Raw genomic sequence first — 22,372 nt, forward strand, 5'->3', positions numbered from 1 at the left:
CCCTCGTCGGTAAGTCCGCTCGAGATCCTCGCGCGCCAGATCGCGACGACCCGGGCCGCCGAATTGCGCCGGCGCTCACTCCCAAAGAGTCACGGCCGGTGGGCAAACCCACCGGCCGAACGGCTCACATTTGGAACGGGCGAACCAAGTTGAACCGAACGTATGGCCCCTTTCGGGTCGTTCCGATTTGCGGTCGGCGGCTCGCACGAACCCCTTCACGCGATCCGAACCGGTCCGTCATTTCTTCGGCTTCACGTGGATCCGGTCCCCGGGCACCAGCTGATAGTTGGTGTGAGTAATCCCGTGCTGTGTGAGCGCCACCCAATCCACGGGCAGAATCTTCCACTCCTTGCTGCCCTTTTCCATGCGAGCGAGCGAAATCTCGGTGCCGGGTTTGATCGCCACCTGCGCGATTTGGGAATTCGCCAGCGCGTCCAGAACCGTGTCGGAGCCCGTGACCGGGAGCGCGATGACCTGGTCACCGGCATCACCCCCGCCGAGAATGACGTAGTACCGCTTGCTGTTGTACGCCACCACGTCCACGATCACGGCCAGCGCATCCGCCCCGATCCCGAGGTTCTTAAGCGCCCCGCTGCCGGCCACGTGGGACCGGATTACCCCGACCGCTTCATCCAGGGTGCGCCCGGAGAGCGCCACGTTCCCCCAGTACCCGAGCCCCACGGTCCCGTCCGGGCGCACCTGAAACGGCCCGCTGATCGGTTGCACCGGGAGCGGTACGGTAACGGGGTTCTTCGGATCCTTCCGCTTCACCACGACCTCGACCGAGAGCATGTCCGGCGGCTCGATCACATAGGGCGGTAAGCTCTTCGCTCCGAGCTCCACCGGCGCCGGCCCGCTGACAGCGTCCACGACCGTGAAGGGAAGGGGATCGAACCCGGCGGCCTTGACCGTGGCCACGAATTCTTTAAGGACCGCCTGCGGGCACCGCTCGTCGACGCGAACGCTTAAGGTCTTGGGACCGGCCGTATCGTTCCGGCTGCGCGCCAGGAACCGGCCCAGCATCTCGAGGCTCGTCGTCTCGATCGTGCCGACCGCCTTGCCCCCGGCCTTGAACTCGGTCACCACGATCCGCGGGCTCGGGCCGCCCCCGACCTCGATCAGCAGGCGCGGGGTCGCATTCTGTTCGGCCTCGGCCAACCGTTTCCGCTCGGCCTCCAGCTCCTCGACCCGGCGCTTCGCGGCCTCCAGTTCCCGTTCCACCTTCGCCCGATCACTCGCCGGTACGTTCGGTTGCCCGGGTTGGGCGCGCGCGGAGGGTGCGGGCCAGCCGACCAACCCGGCCCCGAGGGCCAGCACCGCCACCAGAACCGTGCTTACCGCGGCCAGTTTCTTGAGCCGAACCATGCGCAGGACTCCATTCGTGAGGGCGGCCACGGCCGGAGGAACGGCCGCGTCCGAAAACGACGTCGCGTACACGATCGCGGCTCGAACCGCAGCGGCAGTCAGGGTAGGCGGCACGACCGCCGACCCGGCTACGGCGAGCACCACCGCCGGGTCGCACCCGGCCAACCGGTGCCGGAGCTTCGCGAGCCCCCGGGCCACCAGCGACGCGGCGGTGCTCTCCGGGCACCCCAGGTGGTCCGCCAGTTCCCGGCGCGTCCACCCCTGGAGGTGGCACAGGATCACCGGCTCCCGGTACTTGCGCGGGAGCGCCGACAGGGCCGCGTCCACGTCGAGCCGCGCATCGGGCGCGCTCGGCCGGGCCGCGACTTCCACCAGCGCGCTCGCGTTCGCGAACCGGACCGCGTTCCGCCTCCGGAGGCTGCGGGCCGTGAGCACGGCGACCCGGTGCAGCCACGGCCCCACCGGGCGCCCGCGCAGCGCCTCGGCGCGGCGCACGAGCACGAGGAACGCGGCCTGGAACGCGTCTTCCACGTCGAGCGGGTCGGGCAGGAGCCGGCGGCACGCGCCGTAGACGAGGGGGCCGTGCCGGTTCAGGAGCGCGGCAAAGGCGTCCGGGTCCCGGTTCCGGGCGAACCGGTGGAGCAACTCGTCGTCCGGTACGCCGCTCGCCGGAACCGCACCGAACCGTCGCCAGAGGTCGAAAACGCGTCGCATGGCCACATCATGTCCCGGGCGGGGGCAAACCGCGCACGATTTTTCTCATCCGGGTCCGTGGGCGGGTAATCTCGGCCCGTTCGCCGGCGCCCGGTTTCGCACAAGGCGTTGAGAAAGTGTGCTTTGCGCCAACGACAGCTAGCGAGCATTCGCCCTTGAGTCCCCCTCCGTCGCCGTCGGCCGCCGTCACCGTGCCCTCATCACGGTTGGGGCACGGTGACGACGGCCAGAGGCGATCTTCCGAGGGGGACGATCCTCCCCCTCTTGAGCCCGAGGTTGACCCGAGCCGGGCTCCAGCGACCTGTTTTGAGGCAAAATCGGCAGCCGGTTCTGGCACCGCCTGTGATTCACCGCTCAGAAATCGTTACTCGCCATTTCTTTAATACGTGCGCTCCGGTCCGGAGTGCGTGTCAACGGCATGCTCGGCGCCGCAGGCTCGAGAGGTGGGACCTTTTTCATATTCAAAGAAGCCCCCACACCCGGTTGGGTGTGGGGGCGCGGTCACGCCTTCCAGCAGTGCCCGCAGTTGCCGCAGTTGACCCCGAACCGGTGCCCGGCCGGGGTCTCGTTCGGGCACACCACCGGCAGGGCCGTGCGCGGGCGCGTGCCCCGAACCGGTTCGTCCCGGAACACCAAGTTCCCCGCGACCGGTTCGTCCGGGTCCGTCTGGAGCCACGCCACCCGGACCCACTCGGGGAGCGGATCGGGCGACCCGGTCTCGGCGTCCGCGGAGAACCAGAGGCGCACGTTCCCGAGCCCGGCCATCTGTTCCAGCACCGGCACCACGTCCCCCACGCGCCAGGAGCGCGTGTAGGTGTAGAACGTGGCGGTCGGGCACCGTCGGAAAACCGAGAGCCATTTGCCTGCGTATTCGGGGTCGTAAAAATCCCCAGACACATGGACCCGAACAACCAACGCACCCTTACCCCGAACTTCGTGCACCATGCGGTCCGCGAAGTCCGGGCGCTTCGACTGCGCGAGGCACCAGCGCAACCGGTCCCGCACCAAACCGGTGTGGAATCGCCCGCGCGTGGCGTAACATGCTGCCTCACACACCTTCGAGCGCCCGGGGCACGTGGACACCGCGGGCAGATCGAAGTGGTGGATCGCGCGCCCGAGCTTGGCGTTGCCCAGGGCCAACAGCGAACGTATCGTGGCCATCGTCCTGTCCTTTCACGACAGGGCCACGGGCCGGGGAGTGTTACCAGCACTCGCCCGGCCCACTTGATTCCGCCGGACCACCCGACGGAACGCGACAAAAAAGCCGCACCAGAGCGGCCAGTCGTAGCGCGTTCGCGTGGGGGTTGAAAGAACTTTCTGATCGTGCTACTAGCGAGAGATGAACGCCCGACGCGCACCCGTCCCGGACGCCCAGGTGGCGGCCTTCCTCAAGCACTACAAGTGGTTGCTGGGGGGCAAGCCGCGCGAGAAGTTGGCGTACCGGATCATCGAGCGCCAGCGCGACGAGATCGCCCGGCTGCGGGTGGAGGTGGACACGCTCAAGGGCGAACCCGATCGCAAGTGGGTCGAGCGCGTCTCTGGGGAGCGGTAAAGCGTTTTTCGCCGATCAATTCGGTAGAAGTGACGAAGTGGTTAATCTCAGCGAGTCACCCGAATGCGACCGAACCGCTGCCGGAGTTCCGCGCTCCCGACAGCGTGGGCGTCAACAGGCACGACTGCGACGCCACCCGCGCGGCCGCCGCACTCCACAACGAGACCGGTCTAATGCGATCATTTCTCCATTGCATTGAACCCGCGCGTCACTGCACCGAGGCCCGGAATCTCATTCTGGTTCACCAGCCGGGACGACCACAAGATCCGCACCGAGCGCTCAAATCGGAAAGGGAGACTTATTTGAGTGCGACGCAAGGCGATCAGTCACTCGATGAACCTCAGGGGCCAGAAGACTTGGTATTTTATGGTTCCGAACGTCCTTTATGCACCATAAACACCGAATGCGCAAGACCGCGCCATCGATTCGAGTCGGTGGCACTGCGTCGGCAGACGGATTGCGATGAAGATGGCGATTTGACCCCTCGCACTGTCGTGCCAGGCTACTCGCGGAGCCCATCGCCGTGTTTGCTGATGAGCTGGGGGAGAGGAAAGCCGGATACGGGCTAATTTCCGGTGGATGAGGTCGCGGTGCTGCACGGGCGTTTGCTTGCGCGGCGGGAAGTCATTGGGTACAAGGCGACCGGTCTAGGACGGCTATTTGCCCTTAAATTCAGCCATTTTCACTGCCATTGCCAGTCAAAACCGGTCACTTATGCACCACTAAGTCGAAGACGACGAACCGAATCTCTCCAGTCACAACAGCAAATCTGCCTCGGAAGTATTTTCAAAATCTCGCCAAGTTCGCGTTGACGGATGAGTCGACCGCGTTACTATTTGGTTCATGAGTGGTTCAGAACCATCATGACCGCTTCTGAGTCGTTATGCTTAGTCTGTTTCCAACTCATCCACTAGGAGGCTCATGTGGACCCCAACGTCGCGATCATCGGGATTATCGGCCTCGTTGCTCTTGCTCTTGGTATCGGCGCGCTCGCTCTCGGCGGAATTATCAACTGGAAGTCAAAACACATTTCCGGCACGGTCGCTGGCGGTGGCGAGCCGCGGCGAGTGGCAGCCGCGGACTCAGATGAACTCTGAATCTGCTTGTGTCAAGTGACCCTCACGTCGGGTTGCCTTCGATCTCTCAAACAAATGGGACTGGTCATCGGTGTGATTCCGATGGCCGCTCCTCCGACTTCAACAGCGTGTCGCAATGCCAGCCAAAAATAATGAACCGATCGAGAATGCAACTCCTAGCCAGCGAAAGATGTTCAGCGACTTCATCCGCCATGAGGCGAAGGCGAGAAAGCACAGTTTTAGTTTTCTGGCTAAATCCGTCGGTGTGCCGGAGAACACGCTGCGAACCTGGCTGAAGCGGAATGCGTTCCCGGACCAAGTGCTCATGGCTCTAGCCAAGCACTTCGGCCGGGAGCCAAATATGGTGAAATTGAAAGAGGATTACAATTTTACCCTCGTTCGCACTGGCGACGCTACCCGACTAAATCACCCCCCCCAACCGGAGCACGCGCCGAAAACTCTGGAAGACTCTCTGGAGTACCACGACCAGCGCGGCGAGCAACTAGTCCACCGCCTCGACACAAATTTTAGCTGGCACATCGATACCCTCTTTCGGTCGATGCACGAGAAAGATCTTTTCGTCCTGTACTGCTGGGATGATGTGCCGTACGAGTTCGGGGTCAGTGTCTGGGCCACGTTCGGTCGCTTGATCGCCGAGGCTGCCGCTCGGGGGGCGTATTTCGTTTACCTGTGGCCGAACATCGAGCTCTACGACTTCCTCCGAAAGGCAGGGTTTCGGCCCCAACACCCTGAGGAGTTCCAACGAGGATTCACCGCATTTCAGAACGCGATCGGTGCGATTCAAGAGAAAAGCGGCCCGAAGAACAGTTCGAGAAATATCATCGGGATTCCGCACGCTGAGTTCGGTTACACGGATCCCTTCACGAAGTACTGCGTGTATCGGTCAGCCAACGGAGGCCGGGGATCTCCTTGTCGGGCGTTCGCGCATTACCCAACCGGGAGCAATGCGGTGGATTTCCCGATCAACATGACACTGGGTGAGAAGGCTACCACTGCCTTGGTCGCCTTCTTCAACCGCATACTGTCCAATCACCCGGTGTTGATGGATGCGTTCGTTTGGAGCCGCTAACCGCCCCTGTTGATGAGTTTACTTCACCCATTTCGGTGCCACTGTGAGCAAAGGATTCTGCCATGACCAACCAGCAAAAGACCATTCCTGTTACGCGAGAAGCCGCACTTTTGGCAACCCTCATCGGGCTGAGCGTGTCGATCAGTATCGCCAGCACGGCCGGTGGCTGCAAAATTATCTGGCTTCCGTTTGATTACGCTGCATCGGCTACCGTGTTCAGCTTCATCACTCTCTTCGCTCTCGGTGGTGTGAACACGGAGTTCTTCGGCCGAACAGGCGGAATGCTGGCGTTCCGAGCCGGACTGATTGGAAACCTGATCGCCACCATCATTTACACGATCGGAATCGCCGCTCCGGCCGCTCCGTGCTGGTCCGGGTCGGGCGGGATGAACGCTCAGCATGCGTATGCGTTCGTCCTCGGATCCGCCCCGCGGCTCTTCTTCGCTGGACTGTGCGCCTACGTGGTCGGGCAGATGCTTAATGTCGTCCTAATCGCTCGGCTGAAGCAGGTAGTCCCCAGACAACTGTGGCTCCGGCAGACGGTCGTTCCGCTCTTTTGCCAAGCGCTCGATACGGTCGTGTTCGTCACTGTCGCGTTCATCGGCACGGGTCCGGTGTTCGACATCTTCGTCGGTCAGTTGGTGGTGAAAACGATGTGCTTGCTGCTGTGCTCGCCCCTAGTGTACACCGCTGTGTGGGTGATTCGGCGTTGGCTGGCGTCCCCGCCGACCGTGCTCGTCACGCCCCCCGCGCCAGAAGTGTCCTAATCGACTCGAAGGAGAAACCATGAGCACGGTCGGCGTAGGAACAGAAAACGCGCCCGCAGGAGGGTGGCTGTCCCTCCGAGAAACCTGGACAGATATTGAGGCCGACATCCGTGGGGTACTCTACCGGAATTTCACGCTGCCGTCGCGAGCGGCAGCCGTCGAGGTGGCCGAAGTCATTTGTCTAATGCCAATTGGTGTTAGTCGGCGTCTTTGCGAGGCGGCTACCCGCCTCGGCCCATCCACTGATGACACTTCGGCGTGTGTGATGGTGTGTCACCGGAATGACACGGCAAGATGCATGATGACAGTGCGAGTGTGCGAATCTTACTCGGACTACGGATTGGATCGCGTCGCTAAGTTTGGCGATGACGGGTGGCAAGTGCATTCCCGCACCGTCAGATATGCATCTCCGATTAGCGACACGGCCAACAGCGATGTCGTCGCCAGAGCGCTTGTACGGGGCAAGACGCTCTACCAGCGAGTCGAACCGGACTCAAACACCTGCACGGAAGCCAAGCACCGAATGGTAGCGGTGCACGCCTTACTGCCTGAATCGCTGACGAACGTGGTTGACTTGGGGAAGGTGCGGCCCGGTGTGATCGTAGCCTTGAACATCGACTACTACAGTTTCGCGCACACCGGCAGACAGTCCTCAGGGACGTACGGGGAGCGATTCCAAGACATTCAGCGATTCCTCAACGCCCTTTACCCCATTTCGGTGCTCGCAGCTGCATTCCCAGACGGACATGAATCCGAGCTCGCTGACTTGCTTTTGGAAGCAGCTCGACGCTCACCCGGATCAGTTTCTCTCGCGGGATTGGCCCGCGACGTCGTGCAAAATGCGGATCGCAAGTGGTTGCTCCAAACCAAGCCGGTGGATTAAAGCGATTGAGACGTTCTGTCGCCGAGGTCGCCCGCCACCTCGACATCGGGGAGAACCTGCTCCGCCCGCCGACGAGCTGCGCCACCTCCGAGCTGAGATCGCTCGGCTGCAGACCGAGCGAGACCTGCCAAAAAAGTCGCAGTTGGTCGGGGCCATCGAAGAGACCCACGCCGAGGTGAAGCACCGGTTCGGCAGCCCGCGGATGACCGCCGAGTTGAAGACGCGGGGGCACGAGTGCTCGGAGAACACCGTGGCTCGGCTCATGAGCGCCCACGGGATCAGGGGCCGGATAACGCGAGTGGCATGGACTTCTTGCCTAACGCTAACCGTGCGAGTGTGCGTCTCTGGGCACGACGGTGAGGTCAACGAACCCTACGCCGGATAAGTTCCGCTACGAACCGCAAACAAGGAGGGCCGCTCCTAGGCGGCCCTTAAGCCCGAGGTTGGCCCGAACTGGGCCGCCAGCATGTCGGCCCATGCGCTTGCCTTCGTGGGCCGGTTCCTTACCCTGCGCCTCATGTCACGCGAGCGTTCCGCACCCCGATCCGCTGTGCTTTTCCGGCATTCCGTTTGGGTTCCGGCCGTGAGCGGAACCGTCTTGATACTCTTGGCCCTGATGGGTGTGCCCGCCATGCCGCTCGCGCTCATGGGAGCGGGGCTCGGACTGGTCGGCGCGATCGTCGGGTTTCGGGTCGCCCGTTCGGCACAGTGCCGGGATCCGGATGAGCGGCCGGTGATGCCGCCCGCGATCGCCCGCGATCCGGAACTCGCGCGCGCGTACCACATCCTGTGCGAAGCCCTAACCGAGGTCGCCACTCGCCCGAACGGAATACTCAAAGAAGCACTCACTCAGAAGCTCGTCGCGCTCGGGGTTCAGCTCCGTGCGCTGGCCACGGGAGCGAACACGTTCCCCGGAACCACCTCATGGTACGTGGCCCATGACGCCGTGCTGACGATGCCGGAATTAAAAGCGTACCGGTCCGTTTCCTGGGTACAGTCCGTGGCCTCCGTTCACGAGCCCCCTCTGCAGGAGAGCGTCCGGGCGATCTTTGCCGCCGCACACCGGGGGGTGTTCGTCGAGCGCATCTTGGTACTCCCCGAATTACTTTGGCCCGCCGAGCAAACGCTCCCCGTGCGCGCGATTCTGCCCTGGCTTGAGGATCAGCAGGCTCAGGGGTTTCGGGTCATTCTGGTGCCCGAGCGCGCCCTCGATCCGGGTACCGGGCCGCTGGTCGACACCTGTGTGTTCGACGACTGGGGGGTGGGAACACGGGACGTGGACGATCGGTCCGAAACCGCGCGCGTCACTCTCGATTTTGCCTCGGTCACGATCCGGGCCGCTCTCGAACGCCTAGACCGCTTGTCGCGGGTCGGGATTCCGTTCGGAGAACTCCTGGAGCGGGCCGCACGGAGCGGGTAAGATTAACCCCCGGCACCCCGGAGATCCGCCGTGTCCGACCTTCTGTACCTCGATACCGCCCGGTTCGGACGCACGTCCCCGGCGGCTCAACGGGCCGAACGTGCCCTCGTATCGCTGGGCGCTGAAGAGGGCAACTCCGCCTACTTCGAGCGGTTCTTACGGGGCGGTTTGGGCGCCTGCCCCCTTGCGATTCAAGGGCGCTATTCGGGGCTTGAGCATTGGGCAGGTGTGGGCGAGTTGAAGCACTCTTTTCAGACACTCATTGGGCAGCGGGCGGACCTACCAGTACTCGTCGCCCACCGCACCTCTCAGCTGATGAAACTGGCCGCGCGGGCGATATTCGGCTCGTGCCTCAACGTGTTAATTACCGACCTCGGGTGGCCCGGGTACCACGAGGTTCTGGCGCGCGAAGCCGTGCGCACGAACCGGAGCGTGACCACCGTCGACGTGCGGTCCGACGCTCTCTCGGGCCAGATCGGCGAGGCCGAGTTGGTCGACCGTCTGTGTGCAGCCTTCGCGCGCGGGCGGTGCGACGGGCTATTCCTCTCGGCGGTGAGCAATTGGGGTGTTCGGATCCCGATCGAGCGCATCGTCCGGCGCCTGGAGGCGGCCCACCGGGTGTGGTTCGTGGTGGTGGACGGAACCCAGGAGTTTTGCCACGTGCCGGGGCGCCTGGAGACCGAGTACTGCGACCTGTACCTGACCGGGTGCCACAAGTGGCTCGGGGCCCATTACCCGATGGGGCTCGGGTTCTATGGCCGGTCCCGCTCCCGTAGCGCCGTCGATACGGCCGGGACGCGGATGGCCGCGACCGGGGATCTGGATGATCCGCTGCTGCGTTTCGTCGCCCAATTAGAGACGGGGGAGTTCGGTGCGATCGAGACCCTAAACCTGACGCCGCTGTTCACGACCCGCGCGGCGATCTCGGACGCGCAACCACAAAGCATGATGTTTCGCGCAGAGAACATGCGCGTGGTAACGGAACTCGCGCCGCCGACCGGGTGGAAGCCCCTGTTGCCGGACCAACCGCTTCGCTCAGGAATCTTGCTCCTGGAGCCCGAACGCGCCGCCGTTCGGTCCGTTTCCCCCGACACGTTGCGAACGGCCCTCCGAGACGCCGGAGTTGCGGCCACAACGTACGGGGGCGGGTTGGTCCGCCTGTCGATGCCCGCCACCGAATTCACATCCGCGGAACGAGAGCACTTATCCCGCGCGCTGCACACGGTGGCGTGAATCCCAAAACGGCACACCACGTTCGACGTTCCGGCTCGGGTGACGTACTTCCCTTATCGCGTCTGCCGCGATCTCGTGCTTGCGCTCGTGTACCGAGTGTTTTAGTGTGCAGGCCATGTCACGCGAGGAACCTCCCCGCCGGCGCTCGGCCCTGCTGAGCTTCCGGTTTCTGTTCAGCGCCGCATTCGGGTCCGTCCTCATGGGCCTCGTCGCGGCGCTCGGCCCGCCACCCGCCCAACTCGCGACGCTCGGGTGCCTGGTCAGTGTTGTGGGGGGACTGTTCCTCGCGTACCTGGGCCAAGAGGAGGAGCGTGAGCGCCGGCGCAACGCAACCGTGGAGGGCCTGTCGGTTCCACTGGCCCTGGCCAGCGATCCGGACGTGTTCCGCGTGTACCGGTCCCTGTGCGACGGGTTACTGGCTGTGGCCCGACTGCCTGATGGGATCCTGCGTGACGCCGCGGTCCAGAAGCTCGAATCGGTCGCGGCGCAGGTCGCGGAGTTGGGCGAGGGGCGCGTCGTGTTCGCACTGACCGAGGGGTGGCGCACGGTGTACGAGCGCTTGCTCCTATCCCCAGCCCTCAAATCGTACCGATCCGTTGCGTGGGTGCGAACAAAGGATTACTGGCAGGACGCGCCGGGCCGTCAGAGCACGCGCGCGAACTTCGAGGCCGTGGCCCACGGGGTGATTGTCGAGCGGATCGTGATCCTGCCGGGCGCTCTATGGCCGAGCCGCGCGCCGGTGCCAGAGGCGGGCATTTACCCGTGGCTCGCGGAGCAGCACGGGCGCGGGGTGCGTCTCTGGATCGTGCGCGAAGCCGAAATATCGCGCGAGCCGGATCTACTGTGCGACACCGGAATCTACGGAACCCGAGCCGTCGGCGTTCAGGAACAGGACGAATCCTCCCGCACACTCAAGTTCACGCTCGATTTGGACGCCCAGCGGGTGCGCGAAGCGGAGGAGCGGTGGAACCGGTTGCTCCTTTACGCTACCGAGTTTCACCGATTGCCTCGAACTACTTGAGGCGGATCCTTCACGCCTTCCACCGGAATGGCGTCAACGCGCGACCTGGGTCGACGCCACACTGGAACGCGCTCGGGCAAACGAGAACGAGCCGTCCGAGACGACGGCGATAGCCTCAACCGGCCCTTCCGACGGCTCACGTTTCTCCGGCCTGAATCCGCCCGTTTGCACCCTTCAACTGGGTCACTAACTGAACCAGCCCCCCCCCCCGCGCAAGCCCCGCGTGCCCCGCTTCAGCGCGTTGTCGATCGTTAACTACGTCTCGCCCGGCCGTTCAGGGATCGCCCCGGACCGGATGGCCGGCCAGCGCCCGTGACGCAGGTGATGCGTCCTTATCCAGCCCCGGATCTGTTCGCGTGAACCGGATCAGCTGAGCGATACCGGGATTTAAGGCACCAAAGCCGTGGACGCACCGGAACTGGACGAATCCTCGTGTATCCTCAAGTTCGCACTCGACCTGGACCCGCAGCGAGTCAGCACGGTTCAAGGTGGAGCACGACGGCCGCGGTGTGGAGCGCCAGAGCGTCCCGGAGCACCTGTTCAGTCGGTAATAAGGCACTGATAGCAGCAGTTGTTTCTCCACGGCTCAGTGCAACCCGGGCTTCGGTTGCAGCTCGCCCCGCCTCGGAAAGTTTGCCCGTGAGGGCAGCGAGCAAATCGGACAGAGATTGGATCTGGTGGTTTGTGTTTGCCGGGACCGCGTTTACAGTGTGTTCAGATCGAGTGACAAGTTGTCGGATCATGGTGGTACTCCTCGTGTCGTGATACGGGACTCGGCCGAGGCCGGAGAATCATCCTTGCCACAGATTCTCGCCGTGCGCCAGCATTTTCGTTCCACAGATTATCGTGCACCGAGCTCGGTGTCGTAACAGCTCGCAGTCGATGTGGCCGACCCGCCTGGCCTGCAAGCTGTTTTGGGGCATTGCTTGCCAATGCAGAAGCGGCGTCCTACAGGCACGCCGTGCAAAATATGCGTGAAAAAGAGGGATTTCGGAGCAGATGACCCTCTGGACGACTTGCGCGGAGCGTCGATTTTGCACGCTCCGCACCCATTTCCCTTCTTTATCCCTTCCGACCTTCGCTGCCCTCGTCAACCCGACGACATGGCGGGCGCAACGAACGGCACGAAGCGTACGGCGCCTTCGATTTCGCCGATTCCGAGCCGCACCAGATCCAACCGCCGGCTCGCGGAGGGGATCAGTACGAGCAAGACCCTCTTCGTCGACCACTCCTCATAAAAGTCCTTCGCGCACGCCGCAAGGCTGACCTCCAGCCCGGGGAGCCGCTCTGTCCGGACCCTCGCCGCGAACAGGAGCGTGGGGGCAGGAAACCGCAGGAGTTGTCTGAAGTCCTTCGTATACCCGTTTTCGTCATCGAGGGAGTAACCGGTTCCGTGGTTCTCGTGCATCTCGGACTCGCAGCCGACCAGCACCCGGAGGGCAGTGGGCGATCGCAAATCGCCCAGCACGAAGTCTACGAACATCTCGCCAGGTACGAACGACAGCCCCCACTCGGCGATCAGTGCTCGTGCCCCCGCGCGAGGACGGCCATAGAGCACGGGGTTCGCCACCTCGGGGGCAAGCCTGGCGGCTAGATCGATCGCGAACGCGGTACCGGTGTTCTGGTTCCAGGGAAGGCCACCGCCGAACCTCGCGTCGAGAGTAGCGTTCACAGTTTTGCGGAGTTGTTCGACCACAAACCACCTCTTCCTCGGATGGAGACAGGAGACCGTAAGCCAGCCATCGCGGCGCGATGAGGAAACGGCGTCGGAACTCCAGCGAGGTGGCTCGAGACCAAGAATCGGTCCCGCCGTTCCGCCTGGAAACAGGCTGCCTTCCAGAAGGAAGAAACTGCTTGCGGTATCTTATTCACCCGCTTCCTCCGCACCCAAATCGCCCGCGAGACGCCGCGTCTTAAATCGATACACGGAAGCACTTTGTGTCATTTTCGAGGAAGAATGCGTTTCAATGAGGCGACCGGCGAGACAGGAGCGGCATCAGGAATTTGCCAAAATCGACATCATTTCTGATGTCTTGAGATTGACTTGGACGATATCAATTCCTACGCTAAAAGTGCGCGAATCCACCCCACCACCCCACCCGAGGAAGGCCGGAGTCATGGCGAAGTCAACGAAACGAGTCGTGTTCAGCTTCGACGAAAGGAGCCTGGAGAGCCTGGAAAAACTGACCACCCAGGGCCGCTTCTCGTCGATGGCCGACACCGTCCGAGAGTCCCTTCAGATCAGCCGTGCCCTTCAGGCGCAGGCGAACCAGGGCTTCACCGAAGTCGTCGTCCGCAACCCGGAGACGAGAGAAGAGCGTGTCCTGGTGATCCCGGTCCTGCAGGCTCCCTCCGGCGACGCGGAAGGAGGCGGTAAATGAACGGTGACGCTGCCACGAAAGCCAACACAGACGACGAGCCCATCGACGGAGGTGAGATCGGGGAACTGAAGGACATCCCGTTCGAGGACAAGAAGCATCGGGCGGAGACGGCTCGCTCACTCGCCCTCTGGCTGGTGTGGATTCTCGCGGGCAGCGTCGCGCTCCACTACCTCCTCACTCTAATTCTGCTCATCTGGGCCAAAGAAGAGGCCGTAAAGGGCCTCAACTCGATTTTCAACGCTTGGCTGCCCGCCATCTCAAGCCTGGTGAGCGCGGCTGCTACATACTATTTCACAAGGGAAAAGTGATGCACACCGCCGCCAAGTCTTCCGCGGTCCCCACGCCGTCTGCCGCTGCCAGCAGTCTGCCCGAGACCTTCCTGAGTTGCTACGAGATCCTCAACCCGAACGCCCTTCGCTGGGCGGTGCGTCTCTACAAGGTCCGGCAGCCCGGCGGGGATTTGGAGCACGCAGATCGAGGCGCGGCAAAGCAGGTCGTCTGGGATCTCCAGAGGAAGCACCGCGACGTCTGCCAGGGCCGTGGGTACGTCGTGGACATTGACGAAGAAACCGTTGCTGTCCCTGCCGAGTGGAACATCCCCAGCGACGTGAACGAGGGAGCTTACCTGGTCACCTTCGAGAAGGCGATCACCACAGACCCCAACACCCCCGCGCACCGAAGCGTTATCACGGGCATTCTGCGCGAGGCGATCAAGTCGCGATTCAAGCACACCCCCTCCGACACGCTGGGTGAACTCTGGCAGGACTTCGACCGCTTCTGCCAAGTGCCGGATTTCCGGAGCGAGGAGGACTATCACTTCTGCCGCAAGTTCGGCGCGGTGCCGAAGGTGCTGAAGGGCAACCGCTGGGTGATCCAGATCGTCATCACCACAGCGTCTCTCGACGGCTGGACGTTCGCCGAGTATTTCCGGAATGGGCGTGTGCGGGCGCTCACGGGCATGATCGAAGCTAAACAGGTGAACCGGATCAACCGCCGCAACAGGCCGGCAGCAGTCCGCGTCCTGCGTACCGAGACCGTCGAAGGCCAGCCCAAACACACCGTGGTCGAGTTGGAGAAGCCCAACCTGCTGGAAGGGTTCGCGACGATGTCGCGCCAAGAACAGGCTAAGAAGGCGGGTGGCGCAATTCGCTGCATTCCGTTCAAGGGACAGCCGGTCGAGGTAGCCTTCAGCGACCTGCGACTCGTGCTCGACACGCAGATCACCCAGGGCGACCACTCGCAGACGATACTCGATCCAGCGGATCGCAACGAGTTGGCGAGCACGCTGCAGGACTTTCTCGACGGAATGGAGGTCGGTCGGGTCGCGGTCAGCCTTAGCGAAACGCCGGTCGATGCGGCATCGTTCCAACACGAAGTCGTGGCCGTTCCGGCTGTTCGGGTCAAGAGTCACGGCACGACCGAGCAGACGATCCCCGCGCCTCGCCCGGTGACAGAGGAATCTTTGAAGGGGCGTGGCCAGCAGCGGCGCGATGCCCTGAAAAAGTTTGGGTACCTTCAGGGGCACTCGATCAATCCGCTGCTCGCTTGGCCCAAGGCGTTCGGTGCGGCTCGGGCCAAGCGGATGGCGGAGGACGTGAACCGCATCCTCGCAAGCGCGGGCATCACCTTCCACTTCAACCACTTCCTCTACGGCGACGTGGAAGAGTTGCGGCGGCACGTTCAGAAGAACAGGCACGACGCGCTGCTCGCGGTGCTACCGGAAGGGTGGCGAGAGCCGTTCAGCGACGACAACACGCACGAGCAGATTAAACAGCGGATCGACGTCCCCTCACAGTGCATCCTGCACGAGCACACGCTGCCGGAGGTCTGGGTATCTCGCGGCCAAGCCGACATCCAGCGAGAAGAATGGAAGCTGGCTCGCCGCATCACGCAGCGGTACGAGTTGTGCCTGTGGAACTTGTTCGCGAAGCTCGGGTGGGTGCCGTTTGCGCCCGCCGATCCGTTCGCCTACAACCTGCACCTCGGGCTGGATGTGGGTGGCCGCCACAACAACCGGGCGATGGCTTGCCTCGGCTACGGCTTCGCCACGCCGCGCGATGGCCTGTTCTTCCGCGCGGAAGAGATCGCGATCAATGTGCAGAAGGCCGAGCCCATTCCGACGGAGTCGCTCAAGAACGGCCTGATGCGGCTGTTCGAGCACGTCCACGCCGACCTGAGCGAAGCTCAGACCAAAATGAACTTGGAGAAGGCCCTGTTCTTCCGCGATGGGATGCTGCTCGGCGACGGAGACGAGTGGAACGAGATCGACGCACTGCGCGACGTCCACGCCAAGCTCCGCAAGCTCGGCTGGGTCAGTGACAAGTCGGTGTGGACGGCCGTCGAGGTCATGAAGAACGCCGAAGAATGGCGGGTTATGCGGGGCGGCACGTCCGTTTCCAATCCGCTGGTCGGCCAGTGCGTGTTCCCTTTCGACGACGAAAACACCGGCTTGGTCTGCACGACGGGGCTACCGTATCTGCCCCAAGGGACTGCGTCGCCGCTGAAAATCGGCATCGTGGACATCCACGGGCGAGCGGTCCGCGAGGAGGTGATCCGCGATCTGGTCTGGGAGGCCGACATGTGCTTCACCAAGCCCGACATGGGTATGGGCTTGCCCTGGGTGCTTCACGTCGCTGACGCCGGAGCACTGCAGGCGTCGCGGGCTTACAAAATCAGTGGTCTAACGCTTTGATGATGTCGAGGTGGCCTCGAATGGCGTTGCCTTCCCACTCGAGATACGCCTCCTCGGTGCCACCGTTCCGATGGAGCCACGCGGCGGTGATGAGCTCAAGCCCGAGGTCGGGCAGTTCCTGATCGCTGAGTTTCGCCCGAATCGAGTCGAGTATCGTGGGGGTACAGCAGGGCAGCAGAAGGGATCGGCAGGCATCGAGCGCGGCTTCAACGCTGCTGGTTACTAGCCGTGTGTCCGCGCACGCCGCATAGAGGTTCGCTCGCCCGCGTGCCCAATGGGACTTCGTCCAGGCGTCAAGGAGGTTGTGGTATTCCCCGGTGTAGTAGCTCCAGCCCAGCGGGATAGCCGCCTCGATAAGCGCCTTCGCTCGGAGCTCGTAGGGCGGGTGATCTTGGTCCAGTTGGTACGGGTTGGTCTCGGGGCGTTCCATTACGTCGTGCAGGGCCGCAATGTAGGCCGGGCCGCAGGTCCAGAGGGCGACGATGTCAACGGCAATCTCGTGCGCCCAGTTGAAGTGGTCATCGGTGGGTGTCCAAAAGCGGCGGATACCAGCGATGGTTTCGGCGGCGATTTCCTTTGCCGACCCCTGCAACGCTAGTGTCTGACGCTGAAGGCCGTTCGCTACCTCATCGAGGGACTTTGAAAACGCTATGCGGAAGCCGTCACCTTGCTTCTTCAACAACTCGTGGCCGAGTTCGTGGCACGCGAAGGGGTATTCCAGAAGGTTGACGTCGGAAAGGTTGTCCTCGCCGGGCACATGAATGAGGTCGAAGAAGGGGGTGGACCGCCCGGCGGCGGCAGGCATTCGGACAATCTGATGCCCCCAGCCGCTTGAGGGGCGGGGGACGTAGTTGCTCTGCGGCAACTCACTCAACTGCGTGCAGTCAGCCACCAAGGCGGAGAGGATGTTGAAGTCGAAGGTAAATCGCTCACCGAACGTGCTGGGCAGTAAACGCAGGAAGACGGACGTATAATCGGCGATGCGAGTAACGGCTTCGTCAGGAGTGGGATTGGACAGAGCGGATTCACGAATTTCGGTCAGCGTGCCCGTGAGCATCCGGCCGATGGCTTCCAGGGGCGAGTTTTGGAACCGGCGCTCGACCTGGGTGAGCAACTGCCCGAGACGGTCTTCGCGGTCACGACTTCTGCGCGGCACGGCAATCTCCTGTCCCCGCGCGGTCAGACCGACGAGCGATGGCTGCCGCGAGGCGGTTTTCGGGCCCGTCCGCGGCCGACCTTGGCACTCCGCCGCTGGACAACGACAATAGCCGGAACTGATTAATTTTAAGCTGGCACCCCGAGGTGTCCAGGTGACCGACCGTGTCTCACCGAACCCCAGCTACAAGGGCTTCGCGCCCGCGTCCGAGGCGGCGTCGCGCGCCAAACAAGCGAACCGCAAGAAGGACACTGCGCACGAGGTGCTCCTGCGTCGGGAGCTCTGGCGTTTGGGGCTGCGCTACCGCAAGCACGTCTCGAACCTCCCCGGCAACCCTGACCTTGTCTTCCGAAGTGCCCGCGTCCTCGTCTTTTGTGACGGCGACTTCTGGCACGGCCGGAATTGGGACAGACTTAAGTCCCAACTCGAACAGCGTCACAACGCCGTCTACTGGCTCGCCAAGATTTCTAGGAACAGGGAGCGGGACCAGCAGACCACCGCCTTGCTCGAAGGGCAAGGGTGGGTCGTGCTGCGCTTTTGGGAAACGGACATCAAGAAGGATCCCTCACCCGCCGCCCGAACGATTAGCGACGTGGTGACGTCGCGGGCCGCCAAGGCGTCCTGACCAAGTTGCCTCGCAACCAGCCAGCCAGCCGCATCCGTTAGTCCGCCGACCGGACCGCCAGGAGGGTTTCCGTCAGTTTGTCCATCCCACGCCGAGGTCGCCGAGCGACCGGGCGGGGACCGGGGAACGTCGATGAGCACAGTGCCTCTCCCGCTTGTGAATGTCACCCAGATCGGTGAATACGTCCGCCACCACGCCTGCGAGCGCCGGTTCAAGCTCGACGTGGAGGCGGCTACGCTCGTCAATTCCCTGCCATACCACACGACGGTCTTCAACGCGCTCGACCCCGTGCTGCGCGAGAAGGGTCGGGAGAGCGAGGATGCGTGGGAAGAGTCGCTGAAGAAGAAGGGGCTGAAAGACCTTACCAAGTACGGGAGCAAACCGGCAGACAGCAAGCCAACCCCCTGGGCCGACTTCCTGGCAGCCGTGAAGGGCGTCACGCCGGGCCAGCAGGCGTACGGCCGTGAGATCGCTATCGAGGTCGACTTCGGCCCGTTCCGGCTTGTAGGCCGCATCGACTTTGTCCTGGTGCTGTGGTCAGGCGAGGTCCCGAGGCTGCGACTGGTCGAGTGCAAGTCGAGCCGCCGCGACCGCACCTACCAGCGACTCCAAGTCGCCATCTACCGGCGGATGGCGCGCGAACGCCTCTCGGCTAATCCGGCGAAGGCGGGCAAAAAGCCGATCGACCCAAACGCCATCGAGTGCGTCGTCGCCCGGCTCGATGAGGACACCAATCTCCGGCAGGACATTCTCGCGCTCGAGCCCCTTGACCTATGGATGAAGGACGTCGACATCGAGCGGTTGCTCTCAGTCGATGGCGACCTCGCGCGCATCCTCGGGGAAACCTTGGCCAACCTGCCCTACCGGATCGACAGCAAGTGCGACGACTGCCGGTTCAATATCCACTGCCTCCCGGAGAGCAGCAGGCTGCGGGGGTTGGAGCTGCTCGGCCTCGATCCGACGACGACAGAGGCACTACGGCGTGCGAAGATCGACTGCATCGACAAGCTCGCGGATCTCGTGCTCACCAGCGCCGAGGCGTCTGTCGTCAGGAAAGACATTACATTCAACGAGAGCTTGGAGATCCTGAAGCACAAGGCCCTGGCGCGGCGGGCGACGCTCCCCAAGGGCGGCGCTGACCCCGATGGGTATCAGGTCGAGGTGTTGCCCTTTCGGTCGCAGAGTCAGCTTCCCGGCCACGTCATCGACGGCCAAAGGCTCATCCGCATCTACCTAACCGTCCACTACGACTACACGGAGAACCGAATCGGCGGCCTCTCCGCGCACGTTACAAGCAGTGACTGGGATTTCGACACCCCGACCGACTGGAAAGGGACGCCCGCTAAACCAGAGAACCGGCCGGAAGTTGTTGAAGCCCGCGAGAAGGGCAAGGACCTCGACAACCACCCTGTCTACCAGTACCGGCCGCTCCAGGGTGAGGACATCGTGCGGCTGCAGACGATCGCGTGGGCGGGCGACTTCAACAAAGACAACGATTCCGAGGCGGCCCTGCTCACGGGGTTCTTCAACGACCTCGTGGCCGCGATCAAGAAGGTGGCGGGCAAGGAACACAGGGCCCCGCTCCACTTTTACGTGTGGTCGCGCGGCGAGGTGACGCAACTCGTTGAGTCGTTCACGCGGACCGGGTTATCCCTCCACGCGTTCAACCAGCTTCTCGGGTGCCGGGAGGGACCGGAGCAGCTGATCTTCTCGTGCCTCCACGACGAGGTGGAGCGGCGCTACGGGCTAGGCTGGACAAGCCGCGGTCTCGTTGCGGCGATGGCGCTGACGTGGTTCGGTCGGCGATTCCACTGGCTCCGCAAGATCGACTCGGCGGAAATCGACCTGTCAATGGTCTTCCGGCAGGACGTGTTCGACTTCAAGCAGACCCTGCACTTCGACGGCGCGGGCAACTGGACCACCGAGGCCAAGGCAACGGGCAAGCACACGTTCGAGATCCGCAGCCGCTTCGGCGACACGCTACCGGCGCCCTACTGGCGGGCGTACTGGGGAACGCTGACCTTTCCGCCGGGGGCCGACTACCGGCTCATCGCGCAGATCAACCGGTATCACGAGGGCGGCAGGCCGGGTATTCTGGAAGGCTTCCTGATTGCCAGAGCGCACGGGCTGAGGTGGCTCGACGAGCGGGTGACGTTCAAGAACCTGGAGATTCAGAAGACGCCGTTCGTCATTGCGAACCTGCCGACCTTCACCCTCGGCATCAACGACGTCGGGCAGTCCTCACTGGATTTCCTTCGTCTCGACCACCGTGTCAAGCTGAACGACTGGATCGGCGAGCATCTCATGCCTCCTGCGTTCCGCGTGCTTCAAGGCCGAACGATCCCGATCAAGGACATCTGCTACCCGAGCAGTAATGTGATCCGGGCGACCATCAACCTGGACAACTGCGAGATAGACCTCGCCGGGCTGAGGGATCGCTGCGACCTCAAAGAGGGGGATTTCATTCGCGTCTCGCCATGCCACAGGACCGGCGACCTCCGCGAAGGCCAGACCATCAGGCAGTTGACCACGGCTGTCGGCCACAATGGCACCATCGACGAAATCGACTGGGTCGCCGGCACCGTTCGTATCCGTGTCATCCCGACGCCCATCGGCGGCGGGGGCGGGTATTACGTCCTGGAATCCCGAGCCGTGCAGTCCGATACGGTGCCCCACGAGGCGGCAACGATCGACGAGAGCGTCTCGGATTTCGTGGCTGGCCGAGTGGAGGCAAGATTGACTTCGCGCGAAGGCGCGCATGTATACGACTGGTTCGACCCGCGCGCCCCGAAGGTGCCGTCGCAGGCCCCTCCGAACGCCAAGGACATCCCGGCCTTCACGGACGTGCTGGCGCGGCTGCGCATTAAGCGGCCGTCGGGGACGGAAGATCCGCTGAACCCCGAGCAACAGACCGTCGCCTTGGCGGGCCTGCTGAGCCGCGTGCAGCTACTCCAGGGCCCGCCCGGGACCGGTAAGACCCAGACCACTTCTGTCGCGCTGCTCCTCCGCATCCTCGCAAGGATGAAGGCTGGCGTACCCAAACGGCCGAAGGTGCCCGCCGTAGCGGGAGACATCATCCTCATCGCCGCCCATACGCACAACGCGGTCGACGAGCTGCTGGTACGATTATGCCTCGTCATCGAGCCGTTCCGCAAGGCCGTCACGGAGGCCGGCCGTCACTTCCCCTTCACCGTGTTCGCCAAGGTGTTCTCGGCGGCGGATCAGATGGAGCAGCTGACGATCATCGAGGACGAGGCCACCGGCAAAAAGAAGGCGCTCAACATCGGGTTACTGCCCGCGAACTCCTGCGCGGCAAAGATAAAGGAATACCGCAAGAACGGCGTTCTGGTCATCGCCGGAACCACGAGCGCGCTGCTGAAGATGGCGGACGCCTTGGACGAGACCGCGGCCTTCCCGGACGGCTTGTCGGTCCCGATGCTGGTGGTCGATGAGGCGAGCATGCTCGTGTTCCCTCACTTCCTCTCGCTCGCCAGCCTCGTGCGTCCGGACGGGGACATACTCCTCGCAGGCGATCACCGCCAACTCGCCCCCATCGTCGCCCATGACTGGGACACCGAAGACAGGCCGACGGTCGAGACGTTCAAGCCGCACCTGAGCTCTTACGAAGCTCTCGACGGTATCAAGACGAACGCCAAGCTGCCAAACACGCAGATTTTCAGGCAGGCACTCGAGCACACCTTCCGCCTGCCGGCGATCATTCGCCAGTTGATCGCGCCGACCTACCGACGTGACGGGATCACGCTCAAGGGGCGGCCCGAAGCCCCGGAGTTCCCGAACTACGCCTCGGAGCCGGAGCCGTGGAAGCGCGTCTGGATGCGGGAGAGCGGGCTCTTCCTCGTATCCCACGATGAGCGGCAGTCGCGCCGCAGCAACGACGTCGAACTGTCTGTGGTCGAGAGCATCGTGCGGGCCAACCCTGCGGCGAAGAAGGCGTCGATCGCCATCATCTGCCCGCACCGCGCACAGCGCGGCGCGCTGCAGCACCGCCTCGAAGACCTCCGCGGGGATGGGAAGCCGATCAAGGTCATCGACACTGTCGAGAAGCTCCAGGGCGGCGAGGCTTCAACCATCATCGTCTCGGCAACGGCCAGCGACCCGTCCGCGATTGGGCGGAACGTGGAGTTCATCCTGAACCTGAACCGAGCGAACGTTGCGTTCTCGCGGACGCTGCACCGGCTCGTCGTGGTCTGTGCCGACACTCTGCTGAACTACATGCCGGTCGAGGTCGAGCAGTACGAAGACACGGTACTGTGGAAGACGCTCCGAACACTCTGCACGCGAGAAATCGGCACGCAGGCCGTCGGCGGGTACACCGCCCGGATCCGCACCGTCCCCGACGCCCCTGCGGGCTCGTGAAAAAACAAGAGGCCCACGGC

The 22,372-nt window shown here is 63.3% G+C and carries 18 protein-coding genes; 14 read left to right on the forward strand and 4 right to left on the reverse strand.

What is annotated here, in order from left to right; genetic code table 11:
• Positions 1–237: 237 nt before the first annotated feature.
• A complete protein-coding gene (locus VT84_RS07080; RefSeq protein WP_082839040.1) occupies positions 238–2,079 on the reverse strand; it encodes a sigma-70 family RNA polymerase sigma factor in 1,842 nt (613 codons plus the stop codon).
• Positions 2,080–2,580: 501 nt separating this feature from the next.
• Complete coding sequence (locus tag VT84_RS07085) at positions 2,581–3,240, reverse strand: GP88 family protein (protein ID WP_239465719.1); 660 nt, start codon at positions 3,238–3,240, stop codon at positions 2,581–2,583.
• Positions 3,241–3,418: 178 nt separating this feature from the next.
• Here VT84_RS07085 and VT84_RS07090 point away from each other — a divergent pair, with 178 nt between their 5' ends.
• From VT84_RS07090 to VT84_RS07120, 9 genes are all read left to right on the forward strand, one after another.
• Positions 3,419–3,631, forward strand: coding sequence for a hypothetical protein (locus VT84_RS07090; RefSeq protein WP_082839041.1), 213 nt, complete (start codon positions 3,419–3,421; stop codon positions 3,629–3,631).
• Positions 3,632–4,554: 923 nt separating this feature from the next.
• The gene (locus tag VT84_RS38240; protein ID WP_157469290.1) at positions 4,555–4,728 is read left to right on the forward strand and encodes a hypothetical protein; all 174 of its coding nucleotides are present in this window, start codon (positions 4,555–4,557) and stop codon (positions 4,726–4,728) included.
• A gap of 169 nt (positions 4,729–4,897) precedes the next feature.
• A complete protein-coding gene (locus tag VT84_RS07095) occupies positions 4,898–5,797 on the forward strand; it encodes a helix-turn-helix domain-containing protein (protein ID WP_082839042.1) in 900 nt (299 codons plus the stop codon).
• A 62-nt stretch (positions 5,798–5,859) separates the two neighbouring features.
• Positions 5,860–6,564 carry a queuosine precursor transporter gene (locus tag VT84_RS07100; RefSeq protein ID WP_082839043.1) on the forward strand — a complete coding sequence of 235 codons (705 nt, stop codon included), beginning with the start codon at positions 5,860–5,862 and terminating at the stop codon, positions 6,562–6,564.
• Positions 6,565–6,583: 19 nt separating this feature from the next.
• A complete protein-coding gene (locus tag VT84_RS39500) occupies positions 6,584–7,447 on the forward strand; it encodes a hypothetical protein (RefSeq protein ID WP_162271630.1) in 864 nt (287 codons plus the stop codon).
• A complete protein-coding gene (locus VT84_RS42140; RefSeq protein WP_410000378.1) occupies positions 7,404–7,832 on the forward strand; it encodes an IS3 family transposase in 429 nt (142 codons plus the stop codon). The genes VT84_RS39500 and VT84_RS42140 overlap by 44 nt, the downstream gene beginning before the upstream one ends.
• Before the next feature lie 198 nt (positions 7,833–8,030).
• The gene (locus tag VT84_RS07110; RefSeq protein ID WP_157469292.1) at positions 8,031–8,867 is read left to right on the forward strand and encodes a hypothetical protein; all 837 of its coding nucleotides are present in this window, start codon (positions 8,031–8,033) and stop codon (positions 8,865–8,867) included.
• Positions 8,868–8,897: 30 nt separating this feature from the next.
• Positions 8,898–10,100: an aminotransferase class V-fold PLP-dependent enzyme gene (locus tag VT84_RS07115; RefSeq protein ID WP_082839046.1), complete on the forward strand. Its 1,203-nt coding sequence runs from the start codon at positions 8,898–8,900 to the stop codon at positions 10,098–10,100.
• Positions 10,101–10,215: 115 nt separating this feature from the next.
• The gene (locus tag VT84_RS07120) at positions 10,216–11,121 is read left to right on the forward strand and encodes a hypothetical protein (protein WP_082839047.1); all 906 of its coding nucleotides are present in this window, start codon (positions 10,216–10,218) and stop codon (positions 11,119–11,121) included.
• A gap of 1,090 nt (positions 11,122–12,211) precedes the next feature.
• Here the strand turns inward: VT84_RS07120 and VT84_RS07125 are convergent.
• On the reverse strand, positions 12,212–12,817 hold the full coding sequence (locus VT84_RS07125; protein ID WP_082839048.1) for a hypothetical protein: 606 nt from the start codon (positions 12,815–12,817) through the stop codon (positions 12,212–12,214).
• 421 nt (positions 12,818–13,238) lie between these two features.
• Between VT84_RS07125 and VT84_RS07130 the strand changes: the two genes are divergently transcribed.
• From VT84_RS07130 to VT84_RS07140, 3 genes are read left to right on the forward strand one after another with little or no spacing between them, the layout of a single operon-like run.
• Complete coding sequence (locus tag VT84_RS07130) at positions 13,239–13,502, forward strand: hypothetical protein (protein WP_082839049.1); 264 nt, start codon at positions 13,239–13,241, stop codon at positions 13,500–13,502.
• Positions 13,499–13,810 (forward strand): hypothetical protein, encoded by a 312-nt coding sequence (locus VT84_RS07135; protein WP_082839050.1) that lies wholly within the window; start codon positions 13,499–13,501, stop codon positions 13,808–13,810. Before VT84_RS07130 ends, VT84_RS07135 begins: the two co-directional genes overlap by 4 nt.
• A complete protein-coding gene (locus tag VT84_RS07140) occupies positions 13,810–16,194 on the forward strand; it encodes a hypothetical protein (RefSeq protein WP_082839051.1) in 2,385 nt (794 codons plus the stop codon). Before VT84_RS07135 ends, VT84_RS07140 begins: the two co-directional genes overlap by 1 nt.
• Here the strand turns inward: VT84_RS07140 and VT84_RS07145 are convergent.
• Complete coding sequence (locus tag VT84_RS07145; RefSeq protein WP_082839052.1) at positions 16,175–17,350, reverse strand: hypothetical protein; 1,176 nt, start codon at positions 17,348–17,350, stop codon at positions 16,175–16,177. The genes VT84_RS07140 and VT84_RS07145 overlap by 20 nt on opposite strands.
• Positions 17,351–17,504: 154 nt before the next feature.
• Between VT84_RS07145 and VT84_RS07150 the strand changes: the two genes are divergently transcribed.
• Both VT84_RS07150 and VT84_RS07155 read left to right on the forward strand, forming a co-directional pair.
• Entirely contained in the window at positions 17,505–17,975 is a 471-nt protein-coding gene (locus VT84_RS07150) for a very short patch repair endonuclease (RefSeq protein WP_082839053.1), read from the forward strand.
• A gap of 132 nt (positions 17,976–18,107) precedes the next feature.
• A complete protein-coding gene (locus VT84_RS07155; RefSeq protein WP_082839054.1) occupies positions 18,108–22,352 on the forward strand; it encodes an AAA domain-containing protein in 4,245 nt (1,414 codons plus the stop codon).
• Positions 22,353–22,372 lie beyond the last annotated feature (20 nt).

The organism is Gemmata sp. SH-PL17 (genome assembly GCF_001610855.1).
Classification (GTDB): Bacteria; Planctomycetota; Planctomycetia; order Gemmatales; family Gemmataceae; genus Gemmata; species Gemmata massiliana.